This window comes from Streptococcus sp. 2018110 (assembly GCF_019754115.1).
GTDB lineage: Bacteria > Bacillota > Bacilli > Lactobacillales > Streptococcaceae > Streptococcus > Streptococcus hashimotonensis.
Genome location: NZ_JAIJZO010000004.1, coordinates 122,382 through 134,689, shown reverse-complemented (window position 1 = coordinate 134,689; position 12,308 = coordinate 122,382). Strand labels below are relative to the sequence as shown.

At 41.9% G+C, this 12,308-nt stretch carries 14 protein-coding genes; 10 read left to right on the top strand and 4 right to left on the bottom strand.

Annotated features, from left to right (window positions below; translation table 11 throughout):
- Positions 1-401: 401 nt before the first annotated feature.
- On the top strand, positions 402-2,969 hold the full coding sequence (locus K5Q34_RS04660) for a type I restriction-modification system subunit M (protein ID WP_172115191.1): 2,568 nt from the start codon (positions 402-404) through the stop codon (positions 2,967-2,969).
- 124 nt (positions 2,970-3,093) lie between these two features.
- Entirely contained in the window at positions 3,094-3,606 is a 513-nt protein-coding gene (locus K5Q34_RS04655; RefSeq protein WP_221864583.1) for a restriction endonuclease subunit S, read from the top strand.
- Positions 3,607-3,609: 3 nt separating this feature from the next.
- On the opposite strand, the gene K5Q34_RS04650 is transcribed toward K5Q34_RS04655, so the two are convergent.
- Positions 3,610-4,533 (bottom strand): site-specific integrase, encoded by a 924-nt coding sequence (locus tag K5Q34_RS04650; protein ID WP_024389546.1) that lies wholly within the window; start codon positions 4,531-4,533, stop codon positions 3,610-3,612.
- A 14-nt stretch (positions 4,534-4,547) separates the two neighbouring features.
- Positions 4,548-5,075 (bottom strand): restriction endonuclease subunit S, encoded by a 528-nt coding sequence (locus K5Q34_RS04645; RefSeq protein WP_253214085.1) that lies wholly within the window; start codon positions 5,073-5,075, stop codon positions 4,548-4,550.
- Positions 5,076-5,280: 205 nt separating this feature from the next.
- Here K5Q34_RS04645 and K5Q34_RS04640 point away from each other — a divergent pair, with 205 nt between their 5' ends.
- On the top strand, positions 5,281-6,042 hold the full coding sequence (locus K5Q34_RS04640) for a hypothetical protein (RefSeq protein ID WP_024407468.1): 762 nt from the start codon (positions 5,281-5,283) through the stop codon (positions 6,040-6,042).
- Complete coding sequence (locus K5Q34_RS04635; protein WP_002936774.1) at positions 6,032-6,304, top strand: PspC domain-containing protein; 273 nt, start codon at positions 6,032-6,034, stop codon at positions 6,302-6,304. Before K5Q34_RS04640 ends, K5Q34_RS04635 begins: the two co-directional genes overlap by 11 nt.
- A gap of 42 nt (positions 6,305-6,346) precedes the next feature.
- On the opposite strand, the gene manA is transcribed toward K5Q34_RS04635, so the two are convergent.
- Complete coding sequence (manA, locus tag K5Q34_RS04630) at positions 6,347-7,288, bottom strand: mannose-6-phosphate isomerase, class I (RefSeq protein WP_221864582.1); 942 nt, start codon at positions 7,286-7,288, stop codon at positions 6,347-6,349.
- A gap of 217 nt (positions 7,289-7,505) precedes the next feature.
- Here manA and hprK point away from each other — a divergent pair, with 217 nt between their 5' ends.
- The 4 genes from hprK to K5Q34_RS04610 are packed head-to-tail and all read left to right on the top strand — an operon-like array spanning position 7,506 to position 10,160.
- Positions 7,506-8,438, top strand: coding sequence for an HPr(Ser) kinase/phosphatase (gene hprK, locus K5Q34_RS04625; protein WP_014638411.1), 933 nt, complete (start codon positions 7,506-7,508; stop codon positions 8,436-8,438).
- A gap of 1 nt (position 8,439) precedes the next feature.
- Complete coding sequence (gene lgt / locus K5Q34_RS04620) at positions 8,440-9,216, top strand: prolipoprotein diacylglyceryl transferase (protein ID WP_024384990.1); 777 nt, start codon at positions 8,440-8,442, stop codon at positions 9,214-9,216.
- Positions 9,217-9,229: 13 nt separating this feature from the next.
- A complete protein-coding gene (locus tag K5Q34_RS04615; RefSeq protein ID WP_024376744.1) occupies positions 9,230-9,640 on the top strand; it encodes a DUF948 domain-containing protein in 411 nt (136 codons plus the stop codon).
- Positions 9,624-10,160 carry a YtxH domain-containing protein gene (locus K5Q34_RS04610; protein ID WP_105212288.1) on the top strand — a complete coding sequence of 179 codons (537 nt, stop codon included), beginning with the start codon at positions 9,624-9,626 and terminating at the stop codon, positions 10,158-10,160. Before K5Q34_RS04615 ends, K5Q34_RS04610 begins: the two co-directional genes overlap by 17 nt.
- Positions 10,161-10,187: 27 nt before the next feature.
- On the opposite strand, the gene K5Q34_RS04605 is transcribed toward K5Q34_RS04610, so the two are convergent.
- A complete protein-coding gene (locus K5Q34_RS04605) occupies positions 10,188-10,523 on the bottom strand; it encodes a helix-turn-helix domain-containing protein (RefSeq protein ID WP_024384988.1) in 336 nt (111 codons plus the stop codon).
- A 178-nt stretch (positions 10,524-10,701) separates the two neighbouring features.
- Here K5Q34_RS04605 and K5Q34_RS04600 point away from each other — a divergent pair, with 178 nt between their 5' ends.
- On the top strand, positions 10,702-11,526 hold the full coding sequence (locus K5Q34_RS04600; protein ID WP_221864581.1) for a Sir2 family NAD-dependent protein deacetylase: 825 nt from the start codon (positions 10,702-10,704) through the stop codon (positions 11,524-11,526).
- Positions 11,514-12,260 carry a protein-ADP-ribose hydrolase gene (locus K5Q34_RS04595; protein ID WP_221864580.1) on the top strand — a complete coding sequence of 249 codons (747 nt, stop codon included), beginning with the start codon at positions 11,514-11,516 and terminating at the stop codon, positions 12,258-12,260. The genes K5Q34_RS04600 and K5Q34_RS04595 overlap by 13 nt, the downstream gene beginning before the upstream one ends.
- Positions 12,261-12,308 lie beyond the last annotated feature (48 nt).

Here is a 12,308-nt window from a genome sequence, read left to right as displayed (position 1 = left end):
AGAGGCTAGTGACGAGTCAAAAGCAGTGAGGCTTGAACAAAGTGAAAGCCAGCGTCTTTAGGCGCTGGCTGGTGATGTGGGCTTACAGCCCTTGTTCAAACCACCCGTTTGACGGGTGGTCATGATTTTGAAGAAAATAGATTGTATTTTTTGTATTTTATTGTAATCAAAAGATAATAAGTCTAAGAAGTTTTGCTTGTAGCTTTCAGTCGATGGATTAGTCGACTGATTTTCAGTTTGTTAGCTGATTGAAAGATTTTTTTGAAGCATGAAAAAATTGAACTTCAATAATCAGTATATTATTCATAATAAATAAGGCTTTTTTATCTGTCTCGTGGTATAATTTTATAGAACCTATTACGCTATTTCTGGGCGTAAGTTATAAAGAATAAGGAGAAATCATGATTACTTCTGAAGAGATTAAATTACGTCTATGGAATGGTGCCAATGAACTCCGTGGCTCTATGGATGCTAGTCGGTACAAAGATTATATGCTTGGGCTCATGTTCTACAAGTTTTTAAGTGACCAGACCTTAAAAACCTTTGCCAACACATCAGGTTTGACCAAGGAAGAAAATTGGTATGAGGAGTATGTGCTGGCTCATCAAGAGTATGGGACAGAGCTAGAAAAGATGATCCAAGATGTTTTGGGCTATTTTGTCCGTCCAGAACACCTCTACCAAACTTGGATTAAGGATATGAACGAGGGTCGGTTTGAAGTTCAGAGGGTGACGGATAGCCTGAGCCAGTTTGAGCGAAGTATTGCCGTAGCCAATGGTTCAGATGATTTTCAAGGTCTTTTTGCCAGCTCTACCCTTGATCTGACGGATACAGCACTGGGAAGCAACCTTAATGAACGGAGTAAAAACATCCAGGCTCTTATCCGCTTGTTTGAGGATTTAGACATGGTTGCCCTGCAAAGTGGAGATGTTTTGGGGGATGCCTATGAGTATCTGATTGGACAATTTGCCATGGAATCTGGTAAGAAGGCTGGCGAGTTCTACACGCCTCACCAAGTCAGTGAAGTCATGGCTCAGATTGTTGCGACCAATTCTTCTATTTCATCCATCTATGACCCAACCGTTGGCTCAGGTTCTCTCCTTTTGACAGTCAAAAAACACCTGTCGGAAGACAGGCAGAGAAGTCTGAACTACTATGGTCAGGAAAAGAACACGGCAACCTATAACCTGACCCGTATGAACCTCCTACTCCACGGTGTCCGTCCTGAGAAGATGAGCATTAAAAACGGTGATACCCTCTCACAAGACTGGCCAGAAGATCCAGAACGTCCAAATGAAGGAGTGCAGTTTGATGCGGTAGTTATGAACCCACCTTACTCTGTTAAAAATTGGAACCGTTCAGGTTTGAAACCCAGCGACCCACGTTTTGAAGTTGCAGGTGTTCTTCCGCCAGACTCAAAAGGTGATTTTGCCTTTCTTTTGCACGGTCTTTATCACCTTGGAACCCATGGTACCATGGCCATCGTTTTGCCACACGGTGTTCTCTTCCGTGGAGCAGCTGAGGGTGAAATCCGTAAGCGGTTGATTGAGAAAAACCAGATTGATGCCGTTATTGGTCTGCCAAGTAACCTGTTCACAAACACAGGTATCCCTGTTTGTATCATTATCCTCAAGAAAAATCGGGAGCTGAATGAACCTGTGCTCTTTATTGATGCCTCACGTAACTTTATCAAGGCTGGCAAGCAAAATGCTTTACAAGAAAAAGACATTGCAAAGATTGTGGATGTATATACGAACAGAAGCGAAGAAGAAGGATACAGCCACCTAGCAAGCCGTCAGGAATTGATTCAAAACGACTATAATATGAACATTCCTCGCTATGTGACGGCTCTTGATGAAGAAATTCCTCACGATGTGGATGCTCATCTATACGGAGGTATTCCAAAGAGAAATATTCAGTCCTTGAAAGTGCTCAATCAAACTGTCAAAGAGGTCTTAGATCAAGCCTTTAGTGAGCATCGTCCAGGCTACCTGACCTTAAACCAGACCATTGAAGAATTTTCAGGAGCTGTCTTGTCTAGTCCAGTCGTTCGGGAAGAATATACTCAAGTCCAGTCGACGATAGCAGCTTTCATTGAGGAATATTGGACAAAATTACACAGTTTACATACGGATACCAATACAAGACAATTAAAAGAAGCCATGTTGGCAGACATCAAGGAACGATTGTCACAATTTGACCAAGTTGACATCTATGAAGGCTATCAAATTATCGCCGAAATTTGGACCAAAACCCTGACACATGATGCCGAGCTGATTGAGCAATTAGGCTTTTATGAGGCGGGTCGTACCCGTGAGCCGAATATGGTCAGCAAGGGGAAAAACAAGGAAAAGGTTCAAGATGGTTGGAATGGTGTGATTATTCCTAATAGTCTGATTGCCAGTGAGTGCTATGGTGAGGAGCTTGCTCATATTGAAAGCTTGAAAAACCGGATTTCGGAAATTGACAGTGAAGTCAGCGAATTGGTTGAAAATGCCAAGGTGGAAGATAGTGAGGAGTACAATGCTCTCTTTGATGTCTTGAAAAAGAATGATGATGGGGAAGCGCAGGATAGTTTTGAAGGGAAATTGGTCAAGGCTGCCTTGAAAGAGGCATCAAAAGGCTCAGCAGAATTTGGTTTCTTGAAGCAAGTGGATGATCTAGCCAAGGAGAAGTCAGCAGTAGCCAAGGAAATCAAGACCAAGGAACAGGAACTCAAGGAATTGGTGTCCAACCGTATCCAAGTCTTGACAGATGAGGAAGTTGATCAGCTACTCTATAAAAAATGGTTTGGTCAGGTGACAGACAAGGCTCAGGAACTGGTTGAATTGCCATTAAAGGCTGAGATTGCTATTATCGAAGAACTCCATAATCGATATGCTGAAACCTTGGATGATATGGATGCAGAAATTGCCCTGCTTGAAACAGAACTTGAAAATTTGATGAAAGAACTGGTGGTGTTATCATGATGAATGAGAAAGAAAATTTCTTATACAAAGCGTCCAAGAACAAAAAGAGAAAATCATCAGCAACCCTTTTCGGTCATTTTCCGAAAACGAAAGAAAAATCGAAAGAAGTTGGGGGAATATAGAAATGCCGAACAAAGACAGAAATATCCCCAAACGCCGCTTCAAAGCGTTCGAAAACGCAGATGCTTGGGAACTACGGAAGTTGAAGCTCTTGTTTATATTTAAATATGGGGATGGAAATAATAATCCAAGTAATGGCGGACCCTATCCAGTGTTTGGAGCGGGTGGAGTTCAAGGTGGATATACAGAATATAACTCTGAAAACTCTATAATAATTGGTCATATGGGAGATGCTGGATGTGTTTCTTGGGGAGAAGGAAAGCATTTTGTGACTTATAATGGTACAATTACAAGACCTAAAGAGGAAGTGTTCACTGCAAAATTTGGATACTATCTATTGTCAAAAATGAATTTACGACAGTATCGAGGTGGAAGTGGCTTACCATTCTTAACTTATGATATGTTGAATGATATGGATACTATTGTTCCGACGACTAAGTCAGAGTGTGATAAGATTTCCGAATTCTTCTCCACCCTGGACCAGCAAATCACCCTTCATCAGCGTAAGTCGATTTGATGTCTAGCTTAAGCCAGATAGGTAACGCATGACTAAATCTGTATCTTGATTTTCAAGTTCCGAGATGACATGCATATAGACTTTTTGGGTGGTTGTCATGGAGGAGTGTCCCAAGCGCCTGGACACACTAGCTATCGAAACACCTGCATACATCAAAAGAGAGGCATGGGTATGTCTAAGCCCGTGGATAGAAATGACTGGTACACCCACATTTTTGCAGTGGCGCTCCAACCACTTATTTGGAGTGGAGTTGCAGACTGAACCATTGACAAAAATAGGCTTATCCTGGGGTAAGTCTTTGATGAGTTGCTGAAATTGCATACTCAACTGCCAATCAATCTGCACTTTTCGCATGGAAGATTTATTTTTGGTAGGTAAAAAACCACCATTTCCCTTGTAATTCCATGTCTTTGTCACGGAAACATTCTGCTGAACAAAGTTAAAATCAGCTGGTGTCAGACCTAAAGCCTCTGAAAATCGCAGCCCTGTCTTCGCAATGAGCAAAATCAGCCAGTCCCAGTTGATCCGACACTCCAAGTCCAAATCAGAAAGAACATTGTGGAGTTCAAACTGATTTAGGTATTTCATTTTTTTAATTCTTGGTGCCTTGCCCTTAAAAATCACTTTACGGGTCGGGTCTCGATCAATATAGCCCTCATCAACAGCATCTAAGACCGCACCCTTGAGCTGATGATGAAAGTCAATGACCGTCTGACGTTCATGGGTTAGCGCATATTCATTTAAAATTTGCTGATAGGTTGTCCTGTCCAACTGATGTAATACCAAGTCAGGCACAATATTTTTTAAATGATAATGATTATTGCGATACTTTTCGAGTGTAATTGGGCGGACAGCCCCCTCTTTAAACAGTCTTGTCCATTCTTTAAAATATTCATGAAGTAAAGTTTCTCGTGTAATTTTATTCATACTATTTATTCCTTCTACGACTTACGCTGATGAAGGGTGATTTGTCGGTCGAGGGTGGAGAAGAAGGTGGCGATGGCTTTTTGTTCGGGGAGGGTGGGTATTGAAAATTGTATCTTTTTCAAATTTTTTATTGGTAACTGTTTGAGTGCTGTACCAGTAACTAACGAATTTATCATTTTTTTACCAGAATCTGATAATAAAATTTGAATTAGATACCAACCTGTAATTTCATCCTTATTTGTTCGAATAATTGCCAATTGTGAATTTATATTCCACCCAATATTATCTTCTTCTACGTATCCAACACTGCCTAGTGAACCACGAACTGCAATTACAATATCATCTTCCTCTAAATGCCCCGAAGTCAATTCATTATGCTTAGAAATTGTAATGTAATTAGCGTTGTCAAGATTAAGTTTCCCATCTTGAATATTGCTCCCTCTTAAAAAAGGAACTCCGTTTGAACTCGTAGTCAAATCTGAATCTTTTGGATATGCCTCCCCATAATTTCCATCAGTAAATATAGTATCTGTATTCCCCAACTTCCGCAGTTCCCAAGCGTGATGATTTTTATACGCTCAGAGTTGAGTAATAGAATTAAATTTTGGGGTTTCAAAGCAGAATTTTCATCCATTTTCAGAAAAAATCTATCAATTGCCTTGTAAAACTTGATTTTCAAGAATCAGTCTTCGGGCTGATTTTTTTGTGGAGAAATGTGATATACTAGAGTAGAATTGAGGTGAGTCTATGACGCAAAAGAGAGAAGAACGCTTAATTGAGTTATATGAAAAAGGTGTCTTGACCAAGGAAGAGGCGCGTGCCTGTTTTAAGGAAATGAATCAAGAACCAGACTTTCTTTTTGTGGAAGAAAAAGTAAAATTGAATTTTACCTTGCCAAGTTTTAAGGTCTTTGCTTCCTCCAAATTGAAACAATCCTATAGTTTTGAAGGGATTGAATCACTCTTTTTAAAATTATCTGAGGGACGTCTAACTTTGGCTAAGTCTAAAAATAATCAGATTAGTGTGGAGATTTGCTACAATCAAGATGCACCAGAAGATAAGCTTCCTCGTCTTTATGTTGAAAAAAAGGGGCTTTATTTTCACAGTAGTTTGGCCTGTCGTTTGACAATCAACTTACCTCAGGAATGGATGTCAGTACTAGATGTAGAACTTGGTCAAGCAGATGCTCGCTTGGATTACTTACCATTTGAAGATATTTCTATCCGCAGTTCAAGGGATAAAAAACAACAGGATATTCGCTTGACGACTTGCGGTGGTTATCCCCAACACTTGTATGTGCAACTAGCTCAGGCTCCCTTGACTTTACAAACTGGCAAAGGCCAGGGAATTCGGGGGCAGATTGAGTCGCAATCAGGTCATGTCTTGGTTAACCGGAAAAAGAAAAATAGTCCCTATCAGTTTGAAAAATCTGGCAATGATTTACTTTTCTTGAAAGTACAAACAGGTCAAGGGGGCTTTTACGTGAAAGGAATAAAAGATGTCGATTGAATTATATAAAGTAAGGCAGGGGAAGATAGTATCTGGGGTTCTTGCCGGCATAGCGCATAAATTGGGCTGGGAATCCTGGGTAACACGCGCGATATTTATTGCAGGTCTCCTCTTAGGCAAATCCTTCCTCCTTCTGATTGCTCTCTATATTGCAGCAGCTTATTTTTTACCCTATAAGGAAGATAGGGACGCGGAACGCTATGGAACAGGTCCACGTAAGATAAAAGAAGCGGAAAAGATAAATAAGTCTTGGTTTGAATAATGCAAAAAAACTTGAGTTTAAAGGCTCAAGTTTTTTGTATGTTTAGTTCGCGTGACTTGCGATGATGTCCATTTGTCCTGTAAAGGTCCAGTCTGTCACATCGGCTGGTAAGATAAAGTGGCTTCCTTTTTGAAGTGGGTAGCTGGTTTCACCGACTTGGATGGCACCTTCCCCTTCGATGACACTGACAAGCAGGTAAGGAACTGTCTGTTCCATTTTGATTTCTTGTTGGATATTCCATTTATATACGGTAAAGAAGGGATTGGCAACCAGAAGTGTCGAGTCAAGATTGCCCGCTTTGAGGTGGGCAGGTGTTGAGTTAGCAACAGGTCCGATGGTCAGTACATCAATCGATTTTTCAATGTGTAGTTCACGGAGGTTGCCTGCATCGTCACGGCGGTCAAAGTCATAGACACGGTAGGTTGTATCGCTAGATTGTTGGGTTTCTAAAATAAGGATTCCCTTACCGATGGCGTGCATGGTGCCGCTTGGTACAAAGAAGAAATCACCTTTTTTGACGGGGACATGGGTCAACAGCTTGTCCCAATCTCCAGCTTCGATTTGCTGACGGAGTTCTTCTTTGGATTGGGCATTATGGCCATAAATGATTTCAGCCCCATCTTCGGCTTCCAAAATGTACCAACATTCTGTCTTGCCCAGTTCCCCTTCGTGAGCCAAGCCATAGCTATCATCGGGATGGACTTGGACGCTAAGCCAATCGTCTGCATCAAGGATTTTTGTTAATAATGGAAAGACATCATCGGTTGGATTGCCAAATAAATGTTTTTCATTCTGATAGAGGTCATCCAGTCCTCTTCCTTTATATTGACCGTTTGAGACAGTTGTTACGCCATTTGGATGGGCAGAGATGGCCCAACATTCACCAGTCTTTTCACTAGGAATATCGTAGTGGTAGTTGGTCCTTAGGCGATTGCCCCCCCAAATTTTTTCGTGCATAACAGGTGTGAGAAACAATGGTTCCATGATTTTCTCCTTAGTAGTAAGTATTAATCTATATAAAGTATAACAGATTTGTTAGAAATATGTAGCACTGGGAGGGAAGTGCATTTAATCTGTGGAAGTTTTGCTAATTTTGTGAGAAAAAGAAAGAAACTCATTCTTTTTACCAAATCAGCCACTTGTTTTTCCCCCAACCCCTAGCTTATGGTATAATATAATAAAACTGAAAGTGAGGGAAGAGATGACCGTTTATGTGAAAGATTTGGTCGATAATCTGCGGATTGAATGTGCTTACAGTACGGAAGAGCTCCTGCAAAAGCAAATTACGACGGCGGATATTACCCGACCAGGATTGGAAATGACTGGCTATTTTGATTACTATGCTCCAGAGCGCATCCAGTTGATAGGGATGAAGGAATGGTCTTATTTGATGGCCATGACTGCCCATAACCGCTATCAGGTTCTTTCTCAGATGTTCCAGCCAGAAACTCCTGTTGTCATAGTGGCACGTGGTTTGGAAATCCCTGAGGAGATGTACAAGGCTGCAAAAGAAAAACAAATTGCTATCTGTCGAAGCAAGACAGCAACCAGTCGTCTATCGGGAGAATTGTCTTCTTACTTGGATAGTCGCCTGGCTCAGCGGACTAGTGTACACGGTGTCTTGATGGACATTTACGGTATGGGTGTGCTTATCCAAGGCGATTCTGGTATCGGTAAGAGTGAGACTGGTCTTGAGTTGGTTAAACGAGGACACCGATTGGTGGCTGATGACCGTGTTGATGTCTATGCAAAAGACGATGTCACTCTCTGGGGTGAACCTGCGGAAATTCTGCGCCACTTATTAGAGATTCGAGGAGTCGGCATTATCGACATCATGAGTCTATACGGTGCTAGTGCCGTGAAAGATTCATCAGAAGTGCAATTAGCTGTCTATCTTGAAAATTTTGAAACAGGTAAGGTATTTGACCGTTTGGGAAATTCTGGCGATACTATCGAAATAGCAGGAATTGCTATTCCACAAATACGTATTCCTGTAAAAACCGGTCGAAATATTTCTGTCGTAATTGAAGCCGCAGCCATGAACTACCGTGCCAAACAGATGGGGTTTGATGCAACGAAGATCTTCGAAGAACGCTTGTCTAATCTAATTGAACACAATAGAGAAGAGGTTTAGTATGGATCCTATTGCGATTAAATTAGGTCCCTTAGAAATTCGTTGGTATGCAATCTGCATTTTGCTTGGTCTGATTCTAGGTGTTTATCTGGCGACAAAAGAGGGACCACGAAAGAAAATCCGTCAGGATGATATTTTAGATTTTATTCTAATCGCATTTCCGCTTTCTATCATAGGGGCACGGATTTACTATGTAGCCTTTTCATGGAGTGAATATAAGGATAACATTTTATCTATCTTCGCTATCTGGAACGGTGGTATTGCCATCTATGGTGGTTTGATTACAGGTGCAATCGTCCTTTATTTCTTTACCCAGTATCGCTTTATTAATACCCTGGATTTTTTGGATATTGTAGCGCCATCAGTCATGATTGCTCAGGCAATTGGTCGTTGGGGAAATTTCTTTAACCAAGAGGCCTATGGTAAAGCAGTAGAAAGTTTGAACTACCTGCCAGCCTTTATCCGAGACCAGATGTATATTGATGGTGCCTACCGTCAACCAACCTTCTTGTTTGAGTCTCTCTGGAATTTGCTAGGCTTTGGCTTGGTTTGTGTGTTACGTAGACGGCCAAAATTCCTTAAACAGGGAGAAATTACAGCTTTCTACCTAGTCTGGTATGGTTGTGGTCGCCTTTTGATAGAAGGCTTGCGGACGGACAGCCTCATGTTCTTGGGAATACGTATTTCACAATGGCTATCTGGGGTGTTAATCCTCGTTGGTATTATCATGGTTGTGTTGCGGAGAAGAAAGTCTTCTATTCCATTCTATCAACCCTAAAGGAGAAGATATGATTATTGAAATTTCTGTCTTGATTATTGCCTTGTCCATCGCGGCGGTGGCAGTATATATTGTTTTGTTGTTGAAAAAATTGGGTACGGTGACAGATGAAGCCCAGCAAACGCTTAAGGTCTTGACCAGCGATGTCAATGTGACTCTCTATCAGACCAACGAGCTTTTGGCTAAAACCAATGTCTTAGTCGAAGATGTAAATGGTAAGGTTTCGACCCTTGATCCTCTTTTTGTAGCGGTAGCTGACTTGTCAACTTCTGTATCAGATTTGAATGCTTCAGCGCGTGATTTGACAGTCAAAGCTAAGTCTGCTGGAGCAAGTACTGTAAAAGCCGGCGGAGCTCTTTCAGCTCTGTCAACTCTCTCATCTCTCTTAGGTAAGAAAGGAGAAAAAAATGGTAAAAAAATCTAGTAGTGTGTGGACTAGCCTTTTGTTAGGGGCAGCAGGAGGAGCTGCTGCAGCTGCCTTTCTAGCAAGTAAAACTGGTAAAACAGTCAAAGAAAAAGTTGTAAACTTTGCTAATGACTATAAAGAAAACCATGAAGAAATCAATGCTGATTTTGTCAGCAAGGCACAGGACTTGGGCAAACAAGCGACTGAACGATTTACCGAAGTAAAAACTCAACTTGAAACTGGTGAATTGACAGTAGAAGATTTGGTCAAGTCTGGTAAGGAAAGATCCTTGGAAACCTTTGAGCAAATCAAGGAAAAAATTGCGGAACAAAACTTGTCAACGGCTGACATTTTGGAAGCTATCAAGGCAAAAACTGCTAAAGCTCCGACAGTGGATTTGGCAGAAGAAGATATTGAGGATGCTGTAGTTGTGTCTGAAGATATTGAGATTACAATTGATGATGTCATCATCGAACCTGTATCAGAAACAGTTTCAGAAGTAGCAAGCCAAACTGCCTCAGAAACAGTTGAAGGATAAAAAGAAACTAGCTTAGAATGTTCTAGGCTAGTTTTGTTGTTCTTGGTACCATTCTCCCCAGTCCGACATGGAATCCAGGATTGGTTTTAAGGAGTGTCCGAGTTCGGTTAGAGAGTATTCCACACGGGGTGGGACTTCTGGATAGACCTTGCGGTCCACAACGCCCTTAGCTTCGAGGTCCCGCAGGTTGCTAGTCAGGACCTTCTGGCTAATGGAGCCAATGGAACGTTGCAACTCTCCAAAGCGTTTGGTGCCGTCCATAAGGTCGCGTAGGATGAGAATATTCCACTTGCTGCCAATCAACAGCAAGGTTGTTTCGACAGGACAGGCTGGTAGAGTTTGGGGTAATTTTTTACTGGTCATGGCTTCCTCCAAAATTTTTTTCAAAAAACGTTAGTCTAATTTTCCTTGAAAGTATACATTTCTTACCTTGAGGTAACTACCCTACTTTAAGGTGCATACTTTCCAAAAGAAACTGTTAGTGTTAGTATAAGGGCAGAACTGGAAAAAAGCAAGGAAAGAAGACAGAAAGAGGATGAAGATGACAGATGATAGAAAAATGACCCAAGCTAAAAAAGTAATCGCAGAAGCAGATGCAATCGTGATTGGTGCAGGTTCAGGCCTGTCCAGTGCGGCAGGTTTGACCTATTCAGGTCAACGTTTTGAGGAACATTTTGCACCTTTTATCAAGGAATATGGGCTGACAGATATGTATTCTGCTGGCTTTTATCCCTTTGCGACCAAGGAGAAAAAGTGGGGCTACTGGAGTCAGCACCTCTATCTCAATCGTTACCAGACAGGCAGTTTGCCACTCTATCAGGATTTGTATGAGCTGGTGGCAGACAAGAATTACTTTGTCATCACGACCAATGTGGATAGTCAGTTTGAAAAAGCTGGTTTTGAAAGAGAGAAAATCTTTGAAGTTCAGGGCAATTACGGTGAGTTTCAATGTTCAGTTCCCTGTCATGACGGTGTTTATACCAATCAAGCGGCCTTGGAAACTCTGCTTACCAACCGTCAGGGCTTGGAGGTCAGAAGTGAGGACATTCCCAAGTGTCCCAAGTGTGGGGTAGATATGATGAGCCGTCTGCGAATGGATCACCGTTTTGTTGAGGATGTCAACTGGCACAAGCAGGAAGAGGCTTATATTGCATTTTTACAGGAAAATGCGGCGAAGAAAATTGTCTTTTTGGAGCTGGGTGTGGGCTACAATACGCCGACCATTATCAAGTTTCCCTTTGAATGCTTGAATCAGACCCTGCCAAGTGCCAGTCTGATTCGGGTCAATCTAGAAGACCCAGAGCGTGAAGGGATTCTGACCTTTCACCAAGATATGCAGGAGGTGATAAGAGCATGGAAAAACTAGAAAAATTGATTCACTATCTGGCACCTGACTTGGAGCTTCCTCAGACACAGGAAGAGCAAGAATGGGTCTTGCGAGCCTTGATGAACATCTGGGAGCCCAGGGTCATGCCAACAGAGTTTTGGACCTTGCAAGATGCCTATTTACAGGAAAAATTGGCTCAGAAAAACCTGACTAGACTGTCCGATTTGCAAGAGGTGGAGCCACAGATTTATCTCTGGCAGGGGGACATTACTAGCTTGCAGGTAGATGCTATTGTCAATGCAGCCAACAGTCAGCTCTTGGGTTGCTTTGTGCCACATCACCGCTGTATTGACAATGCCATTCATTCGCAGGCGGGTCTTCAACTGCGGCTGGCTTGTTATCAACTTATGAAGGTTCAAGGGCACTTGGAAGCAACGGGTCAGGCAAAGATAACGCCAGCCTACAATCTGCCAGCCAACTATGTCATTCATACGGTTGGGCCGATTATTCAGGCGGAGGTTAGTCCTCAAGATGAGGCACTGCTCGCCTCCTCTTCTCAAAAAAGTTTGGAAGTGGCTGTTGCAAATGGGCTGACCAGCATAGCCTTTTGCTGCATCAGTACAGGCGAGTTTCGTTTTCCCAACCAGTTAGCTGCGGAGATTGCGGTCAGAACTGTGCGGAATTTTATCAAAGAACATCCAGAAATCAAGGTAATTTTTAATGTTTTCAAAGATGAGGATAAAGAAAACTATCAAAAATTACTAAAACATTAGTCAAAGTGATTGACTAATTTTCTTTTTTTGATAAAATGGTAAAAAACT

What these genes read in the sequence shown, in the direction of transcription:
- K5Q34_RS04600 (WP_221864581.1), top strand. Translation starts at nt 10,702, where the DNA reads ATGACAGATGATAGAAAAATGACCCAAGCTAAAAAAGTAATCGCAGAA.
- K5Q34_RS04650 (WP_024389546.1), bottom strand. Translation starts at nt 4,533, where the DNA reads ATGAATAAAATTACACGAGAAACTTTACTTCATGAATATTTTAAAGAA.
- K5Q34_RS04595 (WP_221864580.1), top strand. Translation starts at nt 11,514, where the DNA reads ATGGAAAAACTAGAAAAATTGATTCACTATCTGGCACCTGACTTGGAG.
- K5Q34_RS04610 (WP_105212288.1), top strand. Translation starts at nt 9,624, where the DNA reads ATGGTAAAAAAATCTAGTAGTGTGTGGACTAGCCTTTTGTTAGGGGCA.
- K5Q34_RS04640 (WP_024407468.1), top strand. Translation starts at nt 5,281, where the DNA reads ATGACGCAAAAGAGAGAAGAACGCTTAATTGAGTTATATGAAAAAGGT.
- manA (WP_221864582.1), bottom strand. Translation starts at nt 7,288, where the DNA reads ATGGAACCATTGTTTCTCACACCTGTTATGCACGAAAAAATTTGGGGG.
- K5Q34_RS04635 (WP_002936774.1), top strand. Translation starts at nt 6,032, where the DNA reads ATGTCGATTGAATTATATAAAGTAAGGCAGGGGAAGATAGTATCTGGG.
- K5Q34_RS04605 (WP_024384988.1), bottom strand. Translation starts at nt 10,523, where the DNA reads ATGACCAGTAAAAAATTACCCCAAACTCTACCAGCCTGTCCTGTCGAA.
- lgt (WP_024384990.1), top strand. Translation starts at nt 8,440, where the DNA reads ATGGATCCTATTGCGATTAAATTAGGTCCCTTAGAAATTCGTTGGTAT.
- K5Q34_RS04660 (WP_172115191.1), top strand. Translation starts at nt 402, where the DNA reads ATGATTACTTCTGAAGAGATTAAATTACGTCTATGGAATGGTGCCAAT.
- K5Q34_RS04655 (WP_221864583.1), top strand. Translation starts at nt 3,094, where the DNA reads ATGCCGAACAAAGACAGAAATATCCCCAAACGCCGCTTCAAAGCGTTC.
- hprK (WP_014638411.1), top strand. Translation starts at nt 7,506, where the DNA reads ATGACCGTTTATGTGAAAGATTTGGTCGATAATCTGCGGATTGAATGT.